The sequence below is a fragment of the Bacillus cabrialesii genome (assembly GCF_004124315.2).
GTDB classification, from domain to species: domain Bacteria; phylum Bacillota; class Bacilli; order Bacillales; family Bacillaceae; genus Bacillus; species Bacillus cabrialesii.
This window is the reverse complement of sequence record NZ_CP096889.1, coordinates 3,357,598-3,376,235: the sequence shown is the minus strand read 5'-3', so window position 1 is coordinate 3,376,235 and position 18,638 is coordinate 3,357,598. Positions and strand designations below refer to the sequence as shown.

At 41.1% G+C, this 18,638-nt stretch carries 19 protein-coding genes, 1 other RNA gene and 1 pseudogene; 17 read left to right on the top strand and 4 right to left on the bottom strand.

The features are described 5' to 3' along the window. Positions 1-2: 2 nt before the first annotated feature. A complete protein-coding gene (rghR, locus tag EFK13_RS17310; RefSeq protein ID WP_003220034.1) occupies positions 3-410 on the bottom strand; it encodes a transcriptional repressor RghR in 408 nt (135 codons plus the stop codon). A 152-nt stretch (positions 411-562) separates the two neighbouring features. Here rghR and EFK13_RS17305 point away from each other — a divergent pair, with 152 nt between their 5' ends. Next, positions 563-796, top strand: coding sequence for a helix-turn-helix domain-containing protein (locus tag EFK13_RS17305; RefSeq protein WP_003220031.1), 234 nt, complete (start codon positions 563-565; stop codon positions 794-796). A gap of 33 nt (positions 797-829) precedes the next feature. Here the strand turns inward: EFK13_RS17305 and EFK13_RS17300 are convergent, their stop codons facing one another. Continuing rightward, positions 830-1,606, bottom strand: a complete 777-nt coding sequence (locus EFK13_RS17300; protein WP_129507578.1) for an alpha/beta fold hydrolase — start codon at positions 1,604-1,606, stop codon at positions 830-832. Positions 1,607-1,755: 149 nt separating this feature from the next. Here EFK13_RS17300 and secG point away from each other — a divergent pair, with 149 nt between their 5' ends. From secG to EFK13_RS17225, 14 genes are all read left to right on the top strand, one after another. Then, a complete protein-coding gene (gene secG, locus EFK13_RS17295; protein WP_003220028.1) occupies positions 1,756-1,986 on the top strand; it encodes a preprotein translocase subunit SecG in 231 nt (76 codons plus the stop codon). Between the two features lie 131 nt (positions 1,987-2,117). Beyond that, entirely contained in the window at positions 2,118-2,858 is a 741-nt protein-coding gene (locus EFK13_RS17290) for an alpha/beta hydrolase (protein ID WP_129507579.1), read from the top strand. A gap of 18 nt (positions 2,859-2,876) precedes the next feature. Further along, positions 2,877-5,222 (top strand): ribonuclease R, encoded by a 2,346-nt coding sequence (gene rnr / locus EFK13_RS17285; protein ID WP_129507580.1) that lies wholly within the window; start codon positions 2,877-2,879, stop codon positions 5,220-5,222. A gap of 141 nt (positions 5,223-5,363) precedes the next feature. Then, positions 5,364-5,834 carry an SsrA-binding protein gene (gene smpB / locus EFK13_RS17280; protein ID WP_003220025.1) on the top strand — a complete coding sequence of 157 codons (471 nt, stop codon included), beginning with the start codon at positions 5,364-5,366 and terminating at the stop codon, positions 5,832-5,834. Positions 5,835-6,010: 176 nt separating this feature from the next. Beyond that, positions 6,011-6,373, top strand: a transfer-messenger RNA (tmRNA) gene (ssrA, locus tag EFK13_RS17275). Between the two features lie 290 nt (positions 6,374-6,663). Next, complete coding sequence (locus EFK13_RS17270) at positions 6,664-7,980, top strand: transglycosylase domain-containing protein (protein WP_129507581.1); 1,317 nt, start codon at positions 6,664-6,666, stop codon at positions 7,978-7,980. A 501-nt stretch (positions 7,981-8,481) separates the two neighbouring features. Then, entirely contained in the window at positions 8,482-8,841 is a 360-nt protein-coding gene (locus EFK13_RS17265) for a winged helix-turn-helix transcriptional regulator (RefSeq protein WP_129507582.1), read from the top strand. A 520-nt stretch (positions 8,842-9,361) separates the two neighbouring features. After that, the gene (locus tag EFK13_RS17260) at positions 9,362-9,787 is read left to right on the top strand and encodes a MarR family winged helix-turn-helix transcriptional regulator (RefSeq protein ID WP_129507583.1); all 426 of its coding nucleotides are present in this window, start codon (positions 9,362-9,364) and stop codon (positions 9,785-9,787) included. A gap of 387 nt (positions 9,788-10,174) precedes the next feature. Continuing rightward, on the top strand, positions 10,175-11,506 hold the full coding sequence (locus EFK13_RS17255; protein ID WP_068654860.1) for an NtaA/DmoA family FMN-dependent monooxygenase: 1,332 nt from the start codon (positions 10,175-10,177) through the stop codon (positions 11,504-11,506). 58 nt (positions 11,507-11,564) lie between these two features. Next, positions 11,565-11,786 carry a hypothetical protein gene (locus tag EFK13_RS17250; RefSeq protein ID WP_129507584.1) on the top strand — a complete coding sequence of 74 codons (222 nt, stop codon included), beginning with the start codon at positions 11,565-11,567 and terminating at the stop codon, positions 11,784-11,786. Between the two features lie 847 nt (positions 11,787-12,633). Next, complete coding sequence (locus EFK13_RS17240) at positions 12,634-13,428, top strand: SDR family NAD(P)-dependent oxidoreductase (RefSeq protein ID WP_129507585.1); 795 nt, start codon at positions 12,634-12,636, stop codon at positions 13,426-13,428. Between the two features lie 110 nt (positions 13,429-13,538). Next, positions 13,539-14,111 carry a TetR/AcrR family transcriptional regulator gene (locus tag EFK13_RS17235; protein WP_129507586.1) on the top strand — a complete coding sequence of 191 codons (573 nt, stop codon included), beginning with the start codon at positions 13,539-13,541 and terminating at the stop codon, positions 14,109-14,111. Further along, the gene (locus EFK13_RS17230) at positions 14,108-14,467 is read left to right on the top strand and encodes a DMT family transporter (protein ID WP_129507587.1); all 360 of its coding nucleotides are present in this window, start codon (positions 14,108-14,110) and stop codon (positions 14,465-14,467) included. Before EFK13_RS17235 ends, EFK13_RS17230 begins: the two co-directional genes overlap by 4 nt. Further along, positions 14,464-14,865, top strand: a complete 402-nt coding sequence (locus EFK13_RS17225; protein ID WP_129507588.1) for a YvaD family protein — start codon at positions 14,464-14,466, stop codon at positions 14,863-14,865. The genes EFK13_RS17230 and EFK13_RS17225 overlap by 4 nt, the downstream gene beginning before the upstream one ends. Before the next feature lie 630 nt (positions 14,866-15,495). Here EFK13_RS17225 and bglS read toward each other — a convergent pair. Next, positions 15,496-16,227, bottom strand: coding sequence for a beta-glucanase (gene bglS, locus EFK13_RS17220; protein ID WP_129507589.1), 732 nt, complete (start codon positions 16,225-16,227; stop codon positions 15,496-15,498). Positions 16,228-16,422: 195 nt separating this feature from the next. Here bglS and EFK13_RS21175 point away from each other — a divergent pair. Next, positions 16,423-16,650, top strand: a pseudogene (locus EFK13_RS21175) (FUSC family protein); the annotation flags it as partial. A gap of 213 nt (positions 16,651-16,863) precedes the next feature. Further along, positions 16,864-17,499, top strand: a complete 636-nt coding sequence (gene azoRB, locus EFK13_RS17215; RefSeq protein WP_129507590.1) for an FMN-dependent NADH-azoreductase AzoRB — start codon at positions 16,864-16,866, stop codon at positions 17,497-17,499. Between the two features lie 40 nt (positions 17,500-17,539). Here the strand turns inward: azoRB and EFK13_RS17210 are convergent, their stop codons facing one another. Continuing rightward, the gene (locus tag EFK13_RS17210; RefSeq protein ID WP_129507792.1) at positions 17,540-18,637 is read right to left on the bottom strand and encodes an oxidoreductase; all 1,098 of its coding nucleotides are present in this window, start codon (positions 18,635-18,637) and stop codon (positions 17,540-17,542) included. Between the last annotated feature and the right edge of the window lies 1 nt (position 18,638).

Below are 18,638 nucleotides of genomic sequence, written 5' to 3'. Positions count from 1 at the left end.
AGTTAGTCATCAGCAGACCGTTTTTTGGCTTCGTCTGAAATAAACGAAAAATAATGATCCAGCATAAGCAAATCTTCTTTATTGAGATATTGCCACTTTTCGTTCTCAAGAAGGGCAAGGTTTTTCAGGTCATAGGCCTCCGCTTTTTCAAGCAGCTTGCACTTCGTTTCATAAGGAGCTCTGGCTTCATGCACTTCTTCGATGTAACCAGCTTTATACATAAGCCCTTCATATGGAATTTTCAAGGCCTCCGCCAGTTTTTTGATGGTGGCGGGTTTGGGAACGCCCCGTTTGCCGTTTTCAATTCTGGAGATGCCGGCCGCGCTTACGCCTGAATATGTCGCAAGCTGGTTGACTGTTAACTTTCTCTCTTCGCGCAATGCCCGCAATTGTTCGCCAAAGCTTTCCATGTATCTCACCCCGTCCCTCACTGTTACTCATATTTTAGTATGTTTATTGACTAAAGGGAATAGGTAGGCTGGAAATGTATTGACAAAAGTTAACATAAGCCGTAATGTAAAAGTATAGAAAAAAGTTTTTTCAGGAACGGAAGGTGAGGAAAGTGCCAGTAGAAAAGATACAGATTAGACGTGATTATGTCTTGCAGTATATGGTCAATAACGATTATTCCCTTAATCAGCTTGCGCTGGAAATCGGAGTCTCACCCGCCACACTGAGCCGCGTGCTGAATGGAGAACGACGGCCGGGGCAGCTTGTAATCGGTAAAATGCTTCACTATTTTAATTTGAAATTTGAGGATCTTTTTTACTATGATTTTATTGACAAAAGTCAATAAAAGGGCTATAAAAACGCAAGGAAACCAAGCGTTTTATCCCTGTGAATGATGTGTCAGCACAAACCCTGTCACCAGTTCGTTGCATGTTTTCCATTGTTTTGTCGGCAGCTGATGCCCCTGATATTCCAATCTGAAAAATTCGGCATGGCTGCATGCTTTGCGGTAATAGCCTGAGGCTGGGAAAGTCCAGTCCCGCAGGCCGCCATACATGAACAACATCGGCATGTTTAGGCGGGGCAGCTGTTCAATGCAGTTGTAGCTAAGTGAATCCTGATAATACTGATGCCAATTGGCAAGGTCTGCTTTTTTCATATGATCTGTTAATAAGTTCCGAAGCTCTTTGTTATTTGTGTGGCTGACAGCAAGGATTTTTATGAGCAGCCAGGCGTTTTTCTCAAGCAGATACATCCCGGTCTTGTGAATCTTCTCTCCGATTACGTTATGAACAGCGGGGTAAGCGCCGGACAGAACAAGATGCGACACTTTGTCCGGGCGGGTAAAGGCGATGTGCTGCGCGATTAAGCCGCCGGCGGAATACCCGAATAGCACAGCACTATCAACGTGCAGAGCGTCCATGAATTTCACGATTTCGTTTGCGTAATAAGAAATAGAGACAGGCTGATCCGCATGATCGCTGTCGCCGTGGCCGCTTAAATCGGGAAAAATCACCCTGAAATGCTCGGAAAGAAGGCGCTGATAATAAAAAAACTTGCGCCCCATGCCCGGCGGGTGGATAAAAATGATCGGAATTCCCTGTCCATATTCCTCATAATAAAGATGTTTTCTGCTGGCTATGCTGATAAGGGGCATTGTTTTTCTCCTTTTGACTTTTTACATCAATAGGGTAACCAAGATAAAACGCCTTATCCCGTCTTTTGGCGTCTGATACAGCGTGACATGCCAACCCTTTTCATGTAAAATAGAAGTAATGTAGGCCAGTGAGTCTGGAGGTGTATGGGATGCACGCGGTTTTGATTACCTTATTGGTTATCGTCAGCATTGCACTTATTATTGTCGTTTTGCTTCAATCCAGTAAAAGCGCCGGATTATCTGGTGCGATTTCAGGCGGAGCGGAGCAGCTCTTCGGGAAACAAAAAGCAAGAGGTCTTGATTTGATTTTGCACCGCATCACGGTTGTGCTGGCAGTCTTGTTTTTCGTGTTAACGATTGCGCTTGCTTATATCCTATAGGGCAATGTTTGTATAAGGTCTGATGTAAAGTCAGGCCTTTTTCACGTTTCTGGCTGATATTCAGAGCGTTTTTTTCTGATCAAACTGTGGAAAACTAAAATGATCGTGCAAATAGAAAGGGAGACATGAGCATGAAAGTTGTGACACCAAAACCATTTACATTTAAAGGCGGAGACAAAGCGGTGCTGTTGCTGCACGGCTTTACAGGAAATACAGCGGATGTAAGAATGCTGGGACGTTACTTGAATGAACGGGGCTACACGTGCCACGCGCCTCAATATGAAGGACATGGCGTGCCCCCTGAAGAACTTGTACATACGGGGCCTGAAGACTGGTGGAAAAACGTGATGGATGGCTATGAATACTTAAAATCTGAAGGCTATGAGAGCATTGCTGCCTGCGGACTGTCGCTTGGCGGGGTTTTTTCGCTGAAATTGGGTTACACTGTACCCATAAAGGGAATTGTCCCTATGTGTGCGCCGATGCATATTAAGAGTGAAGAGGTCATGTATCAGGGCGTCCTTTCATACGCTCGCAATTACAAAAAATTCGAGGGGAAAAGCCCGGAGCAAATTGAAGAGGAAATGAAAGAATTCGAAAAAACGCCGATGAACACTCTCAAGGCGCTGCAAGACTTAATTGCCGCTGTGCGGAACAATGTCGATATGATTTATTCACCGACATTTGTGGTGCAGGCCCGTCATGATCACATGATTAATACCGAAAGCGCCAATATTATTTACAACGAAGTGGAAACTGATGATAAACAGCTGAAATGGTACGAGGAATCAGGCCATGTCATTACGCTCGACAAAGAACGTGACCTCGTCCATCAGGATGTGTATGAATTTTTAGAGAAGCTCGATTGGTAATCAACAGGAGGTCGGATAATGGAAAAAGAAGCATTTATGGATAAGCTCCTCTCGTTTATGAAGGAAGAGGCGTACAAGCCTCTGACTGTCCAGGAACTTGAGGAGATGTTAAATATCACGGAAGCCGAGGAGTTTAAGGAGCTCGTCAAAGCGTTAGTCACTTTGGAAGACAAAGGGCTTATCGTACGGACGAGAAGCGACCGCTACGGCATTCCGGAGAAGATGAATTTAATAAAAGGAAAGATTTCAGCGCATGCAAAAGGATTCGCCTTTTTGCTGCCTGAGGACACGTCGTTAAGCGATGTGTTTATTCCGCCTAATGAGCTGAATACGGCAATGAACGGCGATATCGTCATGGTTCGCTTGAACTCACAGCAAAGCGAAAACGGCTCCAGACAGGAAGGAACCGTCATCCGCATTTTAGAAAGAGCGATTCAGCGGGTTGTCGGCACGTATACAGAAACAAGAAACTTCGGCTTTGTCATTCCGGACGACAAAAAAATCACGAGTGACATCTTTATCCCGAAAAACGGGAAAAACGGTGCAGCCGAAGGGCATAAGGTTGTTGTCAAGCTGACGAGCTATCCTGAAGGCCGCATGAACGCAGAGGGCGAGGTTGAAACCATTCTCGGCCATAAAAATGATCCGGGCATTGATATTTTATCGGTCATTCATAAGCACGGCCTGCCGGGAGAATTTCCTGCTGACGCGATGGAACAGGCATCAAGTACGCCTGACACAATTGACGAAAAAGACCTTAAAGACCGCCGTGATCTCCGTGACCAAGTGATTGTCACCATTGATGGAGCCGACGCGAAGGACTTGGATGATGCAGTTACCGTGACGAAGCTTGATGACGGAAGCTACAAGCTTGGCGTTCACATTGCTGATGTCAGCCATTACGTAACCGAAAACTCGCCGATTGACAAAGAAGCGCTTGAAAGAGGGACGAGTGTGTATTTGGTTGACCGTGTCATCCCTATGATTCCGCACAGACTGTCAAACGGCATCTGTTCTTTAAATCCAAAGGTTGACCGATTGACACTTTCCTGTGAAATGACCATTAACAGTCAGGGGCAGGTGACGGAGCACCAGATCTTCCAAAGTGTCATCAAAACAACGGAAAGAATGACGTATTCAGATGTGAATAAAATTCTTGTGGACGATGATGAAGAACTGAAACAAAAATACGAGCCTCTCGTTCCGATGTTCAAAGACATGGAGCGTCTGGCTGAAATTCTGCGTGATAAGCGGATGAACCGCGGCGCCGTTGATTTTGATTTCAAAGAAGCGAAAGTGCTTGTCGATGATGAAGGCGCGGTGAAAGACGTTGTCATCAGGGAACGTTCAGTCGCCGAGAAACTGATTGAAGAATTTATGCTTGTGGCGAACGAAACAGTTGCGGAGCATTTCCATTGGATGAACGTACCGTTTATATACCGGATTCACGAAGAGCCGAATGCTGAAAAGCTCCAAAAGTTTTTAGAGTTCGTAACGACATTTGGCTATGTGGTGAAAGGAACAGCGGGAAATATTCATCCGCGCGCGCTGCAAAGCATTCTGGACGCTGTGCGTGACAGACCTGAAGAAACAGTGATATCCACTGTCATGCTCCGTTCGATGAAACAGGCGAAATACGACCCGCAAAGCTTGGGGCACTTTGGTCTGTCAACGGAATTCTATACGCATTTCACATCACCGATCCGCCGTTACCCGGACTTAATCGTCCACCGTCTGATCAGAACGTATTTAATCAACGGCAAAGTCGATGAAGCGACACAGGAAAAATGGGCTGAGCGCCTGCCGGATATCGCCGAGCATACATCAACGATGGAGCGCCGTGCAGTTGACGCCGAGCGTGAAACGGATGATCTGAAAAAAGCGGAATACATGCTTGATAAAATCGGTGAAGAGTTTGACGGCATGATCAGCTCTGTGACAAACTTCGGGATGTTCGTCGAGCTGCCGAATACAATTGAAGGACTCGTCCACGTCAGCTTTATGACAGATGACTACTACCGTTTTGACGAACAGCATTTTGCGATGATCGGCGAGCGGACAGGCAATGTCTTCCGCATTGGAGATGAAATCACAGTCAAGGTTGTCGATGTCAATAAAGACGAACGCAATATCGACTTTGAAATCGTCGGCATGAAGGGCTCTCCGCGCCGTCCGAGAGAACTTGACAGCAGCCGGAGCAGAAAACGCGGAAAGCCTGCCAGAAAACGCGTTCAAAGCACCAATACGCCTGTTTCTCCAGCGCCGTCTGAGGAAAAAGGGGAATGGTTCACTAAGCCGAAGAAGAAAAAGAAAAAACGCGGCTTCCAAAACGCGCCGAAACAGAAACGGAAAAAGAAGAAATAACAGCTCAACCAGCAAATAGGGCCGCAGCGCTCTATTTGCTTTCTTTCGGAAACACTTTTCATTGTAGCGATACGTGACATTTGGTAAAATAGAGCGTATCGCAAAAGGTGGACAGTTTTTCCTTAGAGAGGAGGTTCTGGCATGCCAAAAGGGTCAGGAAAAGTATTATCTCAAAATAAGAAAGCCAATCACGATTATTTTATAGAAGAAACCTATGAAACAGGCATCGTTTTGCAAGGAACCGAAATCAAATCGATTCGCGCCGGCCGCGTAAACCTTAAGGATTCCTTCGCCAAAATCGAACGGGGAGAAGTGTTTCTCCACAATATGCACGTCAGCCCGTACGAGCAGGGAAACCGCTATAACCACGATCCGCTCCGGACGAGAAAGCTGTTAATGCACCGCAAGGAAATTAATAAGCTGATCGGGTTAACAAAGGAAAAAGGCTATTCTCTCGTTCCGCTGAAGCTGTATTTGAAAAACGGCTTTGCCAAAGTGCTTCTCGGCCTTGGAAAAGGGAAGAAGAACTATGACAAACGAGAAGACCTGAAGCGCAAGGACGCGAAGCGGGAAATCGAAAGAGCGTTTAGAGACAGTCAAAAAGGCTTCTAAAGGCATAGTGCTTGATTCAAAAATCAGGCCTGTGCTATACTGTGTTCACGATCAGATCACAATGCTTTTCATTTGAAGGATTTGACAATTGAAAAGCGCCGTGATCATGTTATAATAAGACTATAGCCAGTTTGAGTGAGAGCTTGATATTTTCTCCCGTATTTCCCTTATAACAAGGGGACGTTACGGATTCGACAGGGATGGATCGAGCTTGAGCTGCGAGCCGAGAGGCGATCTCGTAAACACGCACCTAAATATAACTGGCAAAACTAACAGTTTTAACCAAAACGTAGCATTAGCTGCCTAATAAGCGCAGCGAGCTCTTCCTGACATTGCCTATGTGTCTGTGAAGAGCACATCCAAGTAGGCTACGCTTGCGTTCCCGTCTGAGAACGTAAGAAGAGATAAACAGACTAGCTCTCGGAAGGCCCGCCCGCAGGCAAGAAGATGAGTGAAACCGTAAATATGCAGGCTACGCTCGTAGACGCTTAAGTAATCGATGTTTCTGGACGTGGGTTCGACTCCCACCGTCTCCATACATAGTGACAATAAAGCAGAACCTCTTAAAGTGTAAAATAAAGCATAAATTGTCCAATAGGACAGTTTATGCTTTATTTTGTATATGGACAATTTATGGTTTATTAATTACAAAGGATTATATGCATTGAATACAAAACAAATAATTTGTTAATGAAATTTTTTGATAAATTTTATTAAAGTGAAGATGATAAGTTGACATTTTTAGTGTAAAATAAATGTATAAATTTAAATAATTTGGAATAAAATATGTATTTTTTAAATTGAATATTGCGAAAGTGGAGTGGTTTAGTTGTCGTACTTACAAGTAAAAGAAACTAATTTACCTGATTACAACACGACAGATTTAGAACCTGTTATAACAAGTCTTACCACTTCATTAGGTATACCTAGAGAGGTTTTAGCTAGTGAACGTGACATTAAACGGGTGTGGGTAACATTAAAAGATACATTGGAGGATGTGAAACTAGAATATAGACATGAATTATTGGCTAGAATGGTCGTTTCTATTCGAGTAGGTTTGTTTAGTTCTGCTGTAAATGATATGTGGAATACAGCTATACTCGCTTTACGTCAAAAAGTGAAAAGTTTTGGTTACCAAGAAGCTGCAACATTTTTGAAAAGAGATATAGACGAAAAAGTATTGAATCAAATGCGTGATAAAGAGCTAATAGATATTTGTGTTAGCCTTGGGTTTTTAGACAACGATTCTTATTTTTTTATTAATAATTGTAGAGAATTGAGAAATAATTATTCTTCCGCACATCCATCCAACGCTATGTTAGATGGTGTAGAGCTAGATTATTTTATGCATCAATGTATTAAACATATTTTAGGAAATGATGTTCAATATGAAGGATTTCCTGTTTCAGAATTTATGAAAATACTGAAGCAGAATACTATGACTGAGCAAGCTATAGAATACTATGTAGATAAGATAAGCAAGGCAAACGATCTTCAAAAGTCGGCAATTTTAAAATTATTATTTGTAAATTATGTAGATGAAGATTCTGATGAGTTTGTTAGATCCAATTGTCTTGCTATAGCAGAACTTACATGGGAAGAGTATGATAATTCAGCTATAGTAGAGTTATTAGAACTTTATTCAGATTATATGCTAAAAGACAAGATTATCCAGAGACAATATGCGGAACGGTTTTTTGAGAAGGTTGGAGCCCTAGATGAACTTCCAAAAGATAAGCTTGTCAGTATTGTTATGCGCGCATTGAAAGATTTAGAAGATGCACATCATGGAATGAACAATTTCTATAATGAAAAGCCTTTTGCTCAAAGATTAGCTGAATCTTTTGATAAAAAAATTCCGAAATCCGTATTAAAGAGATATGTGTATGTAGTTTCATTGTGCTATGTTGGGAATGCATATGGAACAGCGGATTCTGCTAAACCGTATTACGAAAAAATGATTCGTAATTTTTCTTTAAAGGAAGTAGAGTTATTATTTGAATTAATTAAAGAAAATAACTATCTGGCTGATATGGTAAATCATCATCAGAGATGTAAAAAACAGTTTGCTAATCTTATTAAGTTATTAGAGCCCGGAGCTATACCCCTTAAAAATAAACCAGCTTATGACAAATTAGTTAAGTAACTACTTATTTAGATACTTTCTTTCGGAACCTATTCTTTAATGAGTAGGTTCTTACTTATTGTTTCTGTTAAACAACATTGTTGATTTTCTTTAACTAACGGGGCAGGTTAGTGAAAGAAGGAAAAGATAAAATGAGTCGGAGTTGTAAAAACTAAATGACTTGTATCTTGTTGGTCTTAAATTCCTTTATTTTAATACCACATTCTTGATGAAACATAGAAGATGGTAGGGAAGTAACTATAGAGTAGATATTACCAATATGTTTGTATATACTTCAATATATGATTTGAGATCCATATAATAAAAATAAAAGAATTAATCTGCTTAAAGTTACACAATCATATGTTTATCAAACGGTAAACATATATGAGTTAATAAAAACGTATTGAGTATTTCTGTTACATATACTAGAATAAAATGAATTCTCATCTTTTTGAAGTAGGCAATAAAAATTGATGTAGTACATTTTTTTGTACTTAGCAGTAGAAAGTAGGAGAAAAGGTGTCTAGGATATGTAAGGATGGATTTGATAAGGAATGTATAAAGGAACAAAGAGAATTTTTTGGTATTGCTTATACCCAAAACATCCTCTCTGGACGTTGGAAATATGTAATTCTTTGGTTTTTAAAGTCAACAGAGCGTCGTTATAGTGAAATTAAAGCTTTTTTAGGGGATATTTCACAAGGTTCTCTTACAAAGCAACTTCGAGAACTGGAAACAGATGGTTTAATTAATCGCAAAGTTTTTCCAGAGGTTCCTCCGCGTGTAGAGTATTCACTAACCTCAAAAGGGGAAGAATTGATTCCTATTATTGATTTGATGGAAGAGTTCGGGAAGAAGTTTGGGGAGCAGGTAGACTAATCAAAGCGCTCACATTCATCGTTTACCTTTTATCCCAATATTCAAAAACTAAATGGTGTATATAATAGTCGTAGGAGGAAAGATTGTTCTAACCAAGTTTTTTCTTTTACAATAAAAGTTTGTGAAGAAATGGACTTTAAGGTAACCGGGTAAGAGTTAAAGATCCGAAGCTGTCATTGTGGCAACTTTTTTTGTACTAACTAAGCTATAAGTACAAAAAAATGTACTACGGCAATATTTATTGCCCTCTTTAAAAAAATGAAAATTGGTTTTATTCTAGTTCATGTAACAAAATTACTCAATTAGGTAAAACGGGGTAATAAACAGAATCTGGACTTTTTAGTGTAAAACAGCTGATGGTGATCAAGGGTTCCATCTTATTGTTGGATATATACTTTTGACCGCCGTTCTAGATAAATTCAGCCCGATAAAATGTGAGGAGGTTCTTTAAGTTGACAAGAAAATTTTCACCATGATATAGTTAGCTTGCTAAATACATTTTAGTAGTGGGGGCAAACCTATGAACGATAAGGTTGATTGCGAAATTCGTGAGTCGTTAGATAAAATTTCATTTCAAATGCGTCGAGATTATAATGAAAGTCTAAGAGAACTTAATCTTTATGTAGGTCAAGATAATTTACTCTCCCGTTTGTGGTTAGGCGATGGGGTAACACAAATGCAACTCTGTGAACATTTAAAATGCGAACCACCTACGGTAACCAATATGGTTAAATCATTGGAGCAGAACGGATTTATTTACCGTCAACGTGATACACAAGATGCAAGGGTTATGCGAATTTATCTAACGGACAAAGGCAGAGAATTAGAGAAACCGGTTGAGTCCATATGGAAACAACAGCGAGAAAAACTACTCCATTCTATCTTACCGGAAGAACGCTTAATCTTAAGGGAACTTATGAAGCGAATGGAGAGGAACTTGTTTTAAGTTTTCTCTATGTTGATATTTAGCATGCTAAATAAATTATAACCTTCTTTAGCAAGGAACTCCTCTCTTGAAGCGGGGAACCTTGGTAACCACCGAAAAATAAGTTAGCAGGCTAAGTATTATTTTCGTTTTGATCGATCTACTGAAATTCATTAAATTAGTCAATGCTATGTTTAAAGCTGTCTCGTTAAACATGCCAACAATCTAGATTATCAGCTAGGCGTTGACCCACGTATTTTAAATGAATCAGATCAGATTAAATGATTAGGAAATATAAGATTAAAGATTGTAGATATTTATAGAACGTTTGACTCGTTATTGTCTATTTATTTTTGAGTCATATTAGCAAGTAGATACCATATGAAAATAAATTAGGGGGATTTATTTATGTCTGAAAAAAAACAAATGTTGCTTGGTTTAGGATTTACAGGGGCATACGGTGCAAATGCTAAAGCTTGGAAAAGTGAGGGTGTCAATGTGACTACTTATCCAGATATTAATGCAGATATTCGCTATGCTCAACTTGCTGAAAAAGGTAAATTTCAATTTATATTTGTAGGTGATTTCCCTGGAGCAATACCCGATGATAACAGGGAGGTGCCATCGATGACGCTTGAACCTATCATTACTGCCACTGCAATATTACAACAAACAAAACACATTGGTGTGGCGTCAACTGTACATACTCAGTGGAATAATCCTTTTACTTTAGCACGTCAATTTAAAGGGATAGATTTAATGAGTGGTGGACGTATTGCTTGGAATGCTGTTACGGGATCAAGTCCAAAGGTAGCAGAAAACTTTGGTGTAAAACTAATGGATAGTAGATCACGTTATGAAAGTCATTATGAGTTCGTAGAAACTGTACAGCACTTATGGGCAACATGGGGAAAAGATGCTCTAAAAGCTGATAAAGAAACCGGTGTATTTGCGGATTATAGCCAAGTAAAACCTGTTCATATATCTGGTAAACATATACAGGCAAATGGAGCCTTGCCAATTCCACCTTCACCACAAGGACAACCGGTCATCTTTCACTCTGGTGGATCTCCAAATAGTATTGCGTTTGCAGGACGCTATGCGAGTGCAATGATTGGTGAAGTGTGGACGATAGAACAAGGTATTGCTACAAGAAATGCACTACGCCAGGTTGCGATAGACGCGGGTCGAAATCCAGATGAGATTAAATTTATCGCAGGACTCATGCCGGTTGTTGCAAATTCTAAACGTGAAGCAATAGATCGTCACGCAAGTTTTATGGATGAAAATATAGTACAACAACGTGCATTTCATATCGGAATGATATTAGGAATCAGCTTCACTCCTGAAGATTTAGAACGCCCGATCGCACCAGAACTTTTAGACAAGGTAAAAATCGACCGTTACTCTGATCCTCGTGCTGAGAATGTTTTAAAGGTGGCGCGTGAAGGTTGGACATTACGCGATATCATTTATCATTCTGTGATTGATTACCATCCTGCAACATTAGGTGATGCAAAAGAAACTGCGGATTACCTAACTGAAATGTTTGAAAGTGGCGCAGCAGATGGCTTTTGGATACTACCAGATGCTTATGAAACCGACTTAAAACGTTTTGTAGAAGAAGTGGTCCCTATCTTACAGGAACGTGGTGTATTCCATGAAGATTATGATGGAGAGACATTAAGAGAAAATCTTGGTGTGCCCTATCAATATGGTGTAGATAAACGATTATCTTAATAGAAGTAATATAGAGCACAGGCTGATAATGGCCAAACAGAGGAGGGGTGTGTGACCAATGAAAATTGAGGACATTATCCTCACTTGTATAAAAGAACACCCAGGAATAAGCGCAAAGAAGATTGTTTCTTGTTTGGATTCAAAAACAAACGATTTATTAGTAACGGAAGAAACGAATGCGCAAGCTTCTATTTTTAAACAATTAAGAAACCTGAAGAAAAAAGGGAACCTTCATAATAGAGGTGATCGCTGGTACTTTATGAATGGAAATATAGGATAATTGCCCTTTGGAAGGGAGGTACAGCGAATTGGTTAAAGTGGAAATTACTAGAAGCATTTCTGATGGTAAAATCATGTCTTACCGATCTGAGGGTCATGCGATTATGACGTACATGGCTAGGACATTGTTTGTGCTAGTGTATCGGCTGTAAAATTTGGAACGTCTAACTCAATAGAAGCGTTGTTGGGGATTGCTCCAAAACATACGATAGATCACGGATATTTGGAAGTGAATTTACCTGGAAAAAAGAGTGAAAAACGTCTGAGCAGGTACAGCTTTTGCTGGAATCAATGGTGGTCATGTTGAACACTATCCAAGAATCTTACAATGAATTTTTAACTATCGAACAAACTATACAAAAGGCGATAGATTAAATGGGAACAATTAATTTTGAAAATCCTACAAATTATTTATTTGTTAATAAACCAAGTATACAAATAGGAGCTTTCCTTTAGAAAAGGAGAGCTCCTGTTTTTATGTTAATATCGGTGCATCATTGCTGCAACTAATGTTCTTTTGCTACACAGTACATAAATATATGTAATTAAACGACATCTATTTGTAATAACTATGTGAAAAAATGTACTTAAAGTAAAGGGGGCTTTAGTTTAATAGGACATTCCAACTTTTTTTTATTTATTTGGACATTTTATGGTTAATTTCCTCTCCATTTTATGATTTAAATTACATAAAGGGGTTCTGCTTTATTTTTTCCCTAAATCACAGGCACCAAAAAGTGCGTACTTCCATTTCAATCCCAGCTGTTTCATACTGATTGCAGAGCAGATGTTTCACCAATTAAATTTCTGTCAATAAATAAGAGAATCAAAAACGGAGGGATAAACGAATGAAGCTGAATTTACAAGGAAAAACCGCACTGGTGACTGGTTCGACATCTGGGATCGGAAAAGCCATTGCCTCTTCGTTAGCTGAAGAAGGCGCGGCAGTGATTATTAACGGACGCCGGGAAGAGAAAGTGAATCAGACGATAGATGAACTAAAAACACAACATGCTGAAGCGGCCCTTTACCCGGCTGCATTTGATTTGGGAACAGAGGAAGGCTGCAATGAGCTGTTTCAGGCATATCCAGAGGTTGATATTTTGGTCAACAATTTAGGGATTTTTGAACCGGCGGAGTACTTTGATATACCCGATGATGAATGGTTTCGTTTTTTTGAAGTGAATATTATGAGCGGGGTAAGGCTGACACGCAAGTATTTGCATAACATGATAGAGAAAAAAGAAGGGCGTGTGATTTTCATTGCCAGTGAAGCGGCAATTATGCCGTCACAGGAAATGGCCCATTACAGTGCGACGAAAACGATGCAGCTGTCCATTTCCCGCAGTTTGGCGGAGCTGACAACCGGCACGAATGTCACGGTCAACACCGTTATGCCGGGCTCTACTTTAACAGAGGGTGTGGAAACCATGCTGAACTCGCTGTATCCTGGTGAAAACCTGACTGTTCAAGAAGCTGAGAAACGTTTTATGAAAGAGAACCGGCCGACATCCATCATTCAAAGACTGATCCGTCCTGAAGAAATCGCCCACTTCGTGACATTTTTAAGCAGTCCGCTTTCCTCCGCGATCAATGGCGCGGCGCTTCGAGCGGACGGCGGTTTGGTCCGCAGTGTCTTTTAAACCTCTCCTAAAAGGAGAGGTTTTTTGTATATTGTTGATTTCCATAAATTTCTGTCGTATAATTTCGGTACCGAAAAAGTTTTTCAGGTACCGAAAGCGAGGGGATTGACTTGGAAAAAAGAATTTTGGTGGAAACCATACGGCTGATCAAGCAGAAAGGATTTTCATTTACGATGAATGATTTGGCGGCGGCGCTGGGAACAAGCAAGCGGACGCTCTATGCGCATTACTCATCTAAAGATAAGCTCGCGGAAGCGGTTGTTGAACAATTTATCGCAGAGATGAAGCAAATGGAAAGAGACATCTATGAAAATGAAAGCTTAGACGTGCTTGAAAAAGTGAAACAAATGCTGATCAGTCTTCCACAGGGGATGGACCTCTTGAATATGGGATTATTAAGCGAACTGAAGAAATACCATTACGATGCGTGGCTTACATTAGATACGTTTATTAAGGAAGAATGGACGGTTGTCCTTGAATTGTTAAACGAGTGCAAACGGCAAAAGAGAATCAGAAATATCAATTCGGACCTGTTTGTCCACATGTATATAGGAAGCATCAACCAAGTGTATGACCCTGAATACCCGCTCAAACATCAGTTTACGACAGGAGAGGTTCTTGAATCGATTGTAGATGTATTGTTTCACGGCATAACAGCTGATGAGGAGGCTGATGCTACGTGAATTGGGTATTTCTATGCTTAGCGATTCTGTTTGAAGTTGCCGGGACGGTCAGCATGAAGCTATCGTCAGGCTTTACAAAACTTATTCCAAGTATGCTGTTGGTTATCTTTTATGGCGGCAGTCTTTTCTTTTTGACGCTTACACTAAAATCAATCGATGTATCTGTTGCTTATGCTGTATGGTCAGGAATGGGAATTGTCCTGATTACAATCGTTGGTTTTTTGTTTTTTCAAGAGAAAGTCAGCGTCATGAAACTCATTTCAATCGGCTTGATTATAGCCGGTGTGGTGTCTTTAAACTTGATCGAGCAAGGAACGCAGTCTGAGCCGATACATAAAAGCGGGCAGTACAAATGAGATATATGAAAATGTTTTTTCTCGTGACTGATATCGGTTTTATCTTGTACTGGCTGTCAGCCGGGTTTTCGCTGATACCGGAGAGCTGGGCATTTAAACATCATGAACATCCATTTATGATCGCCTGGAACTGGTCTTTTTTCCCGCTGGATATCCTGATCTCTGTCACAGGATTGTACAGCTTGTATTTGAATCGGATGAATCGTGCTGACTGGAAGCTGATGGCGCTGATATCTCTTGTGCTGACCTGTTGTTCAGGCCTGCAGGCGATATCGTTTTGGACTTTCAGCCGGGACTTTGATCTTCTTTGGTGGCTGTTTAATGGCTATCTATTGATTTATCCTTTATTTTTTATTCATCTCCTCTTAAAGGAGAGTCATGTAACAAAGCAGTGCTGACAGGCGCTGATGAAAAATCTATAAAATGCTTGGGCTTGATAAAGCGTTTCATGAAGTCATAGTTGATGCGGCCGATAATGAATATATCCGCAAATTCACATCTGTTCTTCGTATGCATATTCTTTGGACATGAACAAATCATTCAGACATGTAAAGCGAAGGTGCGATAAAACACGGCAGAACCGACTTGCAGAAATGCGACCGGAACTTTATGGGAGCCTTTCTGCTTTCTTCCGTCCGGGAGCAGATCCCCAGGGGGACCCAAGATAAATTTTTAACCCTATTTGTGTGCCATTTTGGGATCCTTTGCGAATTTATATCTAAATTTAAAATGAAAAGGGTGAAGCGCTATATTAAAGGCAGAATAAGACATTGGAAGGAGGTCAAATGAAAAAAAGGACGCAAGGAGAAATAATATGAATAAAGAGGATCTGCTGTGAAGGATAAGGATTGTCCTGATTGCAAATTCATTTACGGCCACAATATGGTTTGGTGTGTGTGATTGCAACAGGAAATGAAAAAAGATCAGTTAATAAACTGATCACAAGATGTTCCGGCATCCAGCAGTTAAATTGTATTAATAGGATCGATGCCTGCGTTTCAATCAAGAAAAACTTTAGTTTTCCGATCTTATTTTTTTGTATAACGCACCCAGTCGTAATGAGCGTAAAGCGGTGTTACACCATTGTAGGAACCGAGCCATTCATCGACACCCCTACCATTCCACAAGTTCATCATGATCTTTCCTGGTGTTGCCGGAATTTGGCTTGTTGCAGTATGTTTTAATTGCCCATCGACATACCATTTAATAGAGTTTGGCTGCCAATCGAACGCATACGTATGATAGGCATTGGCTGCATCAAATCCGAGATCTACCAACTTCTCATGGTTTCCTGCACCGTTTGTATAATAGTTAAATTGAACCTTTGTTGTGTCTTTTCCTAAAAATTCGATATCAATCTCATCCCAAGGAGTTCCATCTGTTGGTCCTGTGTAAGTGAAGAATGATGAAACGATCCCTGTGTTTTTAGCCGGTTTCATTCTGACTTCATAAAGTCCATAGCCATATGTTTGAGCAGAGCGATTTTCCCCGCAGTCAAACTTGTTATAAGATGGACTTGTTAGCGCCAAACGCATTTCACCTAATGACGTCATTGATACGTTATTTGCACGCCAAGTGCAGTTGAACATATCTCCATTCGAATAACCATTTGCTTTTTGCCATAAACCGGAGTTATAGCTGTTAAAAGGATCAAAAAACGATCCGCCTGTTTGAGCCGAGGCAGTAGGAGTGACTGCAGACAAACTTATAAACAATCCAGTGACAAGAAGCAATAACACTCGTTTCATACGATAAGGCATGTTGGCATTCCCCTTCCTTTGAAAGCGTTTTTTTTATTGATCATACATGATTCTTTTAAAAGAGAACATCGGCCCAAATAATGATAATAACGAACCATACTTACTAGACCCAGTAACTATCATTTTTAGATTGAAAAGTAGTTTGGCTTTGCACGCTTCTATTGGATTCCGCTTTCGGCGGGAATCGGAATCGGTGTTGGGCTGGCAGGGCAGTTTATGGAGACTCTGCTAACCGGACAGAAAACAGAAGAACACAAGTTAAGAGTGAGTCTGTTCCAGGTTTCGAGGGCAAGGCGCTTGAGGAATTTCCTCATGCGAAAGCGAATATGCTCTGGCTCGCCATTTCCGGTGTTCAGCACTTAGGTATTATTGCTTTCGGCTCAAACCCATCATCAACCACCCGCTCTGTTTTCTGAAGAAGAGAAAAGGCTGAGCATTCCGCTTTGATGAAAAAGATGCCGGCTTATGGAAAAGTAAGCTGATTGGGAGAGTTAAAAAATCTTTAATTCGAGATGTTTTACTTGAAAGTAATTTTTGTTATCTCTATAATAAAGACAAAGAGAGAAAGAATAATCATAAAGCATCTGTATGATAATAATTGATGTGTGATTTTTAAAAACGAAAGGGCTGGTAAAAATGGCAAAAGTATTGTATATCACTGCTCACCCGCATGATGAAGCAACTTCTTACAGTATGGCAACAGGTAAAGCATTTATTGAATCTTACAAAGAAACGAACCCAAATGATGAAGTTGTACATATCGATTTGTACAAAGAAAACATCCCTCACATTGACGCGGATGTATTCAGCGGCTGGGGCAAGCTTCAATCAGGCACAGGCTTTGAAGAGCTTTCTGAAAGCGAAAAAGCGAAAGTGGGACGTCTGGGAGAGCTCAGCGATCAATTTGCATCTGCTGATAAGTACGTATTCGTGACTCCTTTATGGAACTTCTCATTCCCGCCTGTGATGAAAGCGTATCTTGATTCTGTTGCAGTTGCAGGAAAATCATTCAAATACACTGAACAAGGACCTGTCGGCTTGCTGACAGATAAAAAAGCAATTCATATCCAAGCGCGCGGCGGCTACTATTCTGAAGGCCCTGCGGCTGAAATGGAAATGGGCCACCGCTACATCGGCATCATCATGAACTTCTTCGGCGTACCATCCTTCGATGGCATTTTCGTAGAGGGACATAATGCGGAGCCTGATAAAGCACAGCAAATCAAAGAAGACGCGATTGCGCGTGCGAAAGAAGCAGGAAAAACATTTTAATGAAAAAGCCTCCCCTGATAAAAGGGGAGGCTTTTGTTTATTACCCAAGCGAAATGGTACGTTTCTCTTCACTGCTTTTCATCGCGGCTTCAATGATGCGGATGACATTCATTCCTTCATCAGCGGTGACAGGCAGCGCAGCGCCTTCCCGTATGCTTTCAGCCAATTTGCGGTAATAGGTAAGATAAGAACCATTTACCGATGGGATGGTTTCTGTTTTTTTGTCTGTGCCGTGAACGGTTGTCAGCTGTCCGTAGAACTCCGGATCATCCGCACCCCAGCTGTCACTTTCGGGTTTTTTTCCTGCTCTGAGTGCGTCTTCTTGTCCGTCGATTCCGTATTTGATAAAGCTTGAATGCTGTCCGTGGATTTGGTAACGAGGACCGTTTGCCGGAACGATGGATCCGCCGTATAGAATGGCTTGCCGTTTTCCGTAATCCATTATCAAATGAAAGTAGTCAACGGCTTCGGCGTTTTCCCGCTGTGCCATTACGTTTGCAGTAACTGCTTTTGGCATCCCGAACAAATGGAGGGCTTGGTCTATAATGTGGGATCCGAGATCATACAGCGTACCAGTGGCAGCGCCTTCTTTTTCCCGCCACCGCGCCTGAATCTCAGGTTTGTACCGGTCATAGGAGACTAGATATGTATTGATATCTTCAAGGGATCCGTCAGCGATCAGCTTTTTAATCGTTAAAAAGTCGTTATCCCAGCGCCGGTTATGATATACGCTTAACAATACACCTTTTTCATCGGCGGCCTTCTTTAATTGCTTTCCTTCTTCGGCCGTCGCTGTCATCGGTTTTTCCAACACGATGTGTTTTCCCGCTTGTATGCACGCCATAGCATGCTCGTAATGAAGGCCGCTCGGGGTGGTGACAATGACAAGCTCAATGTCCGGGTCATTTGTGATTTGCTCAAGCTCATGCACAACATCAGCATCCGGAAAATCCCGTTTCACTTCTTCTGTCCGTGATGTCATGATTTTGCTGATGTGATACTCATCGAGAACGGCAAGCAGCGGCGCGTGAAAAACAGAACCAGACAGTCCGTACCCTAATATCCCAACCTTTATCGTATTCACTTTTCTTCTCTCTCCTTTAAAAGCGTTTTCATAAGGGGTATATACCCTCTCGATC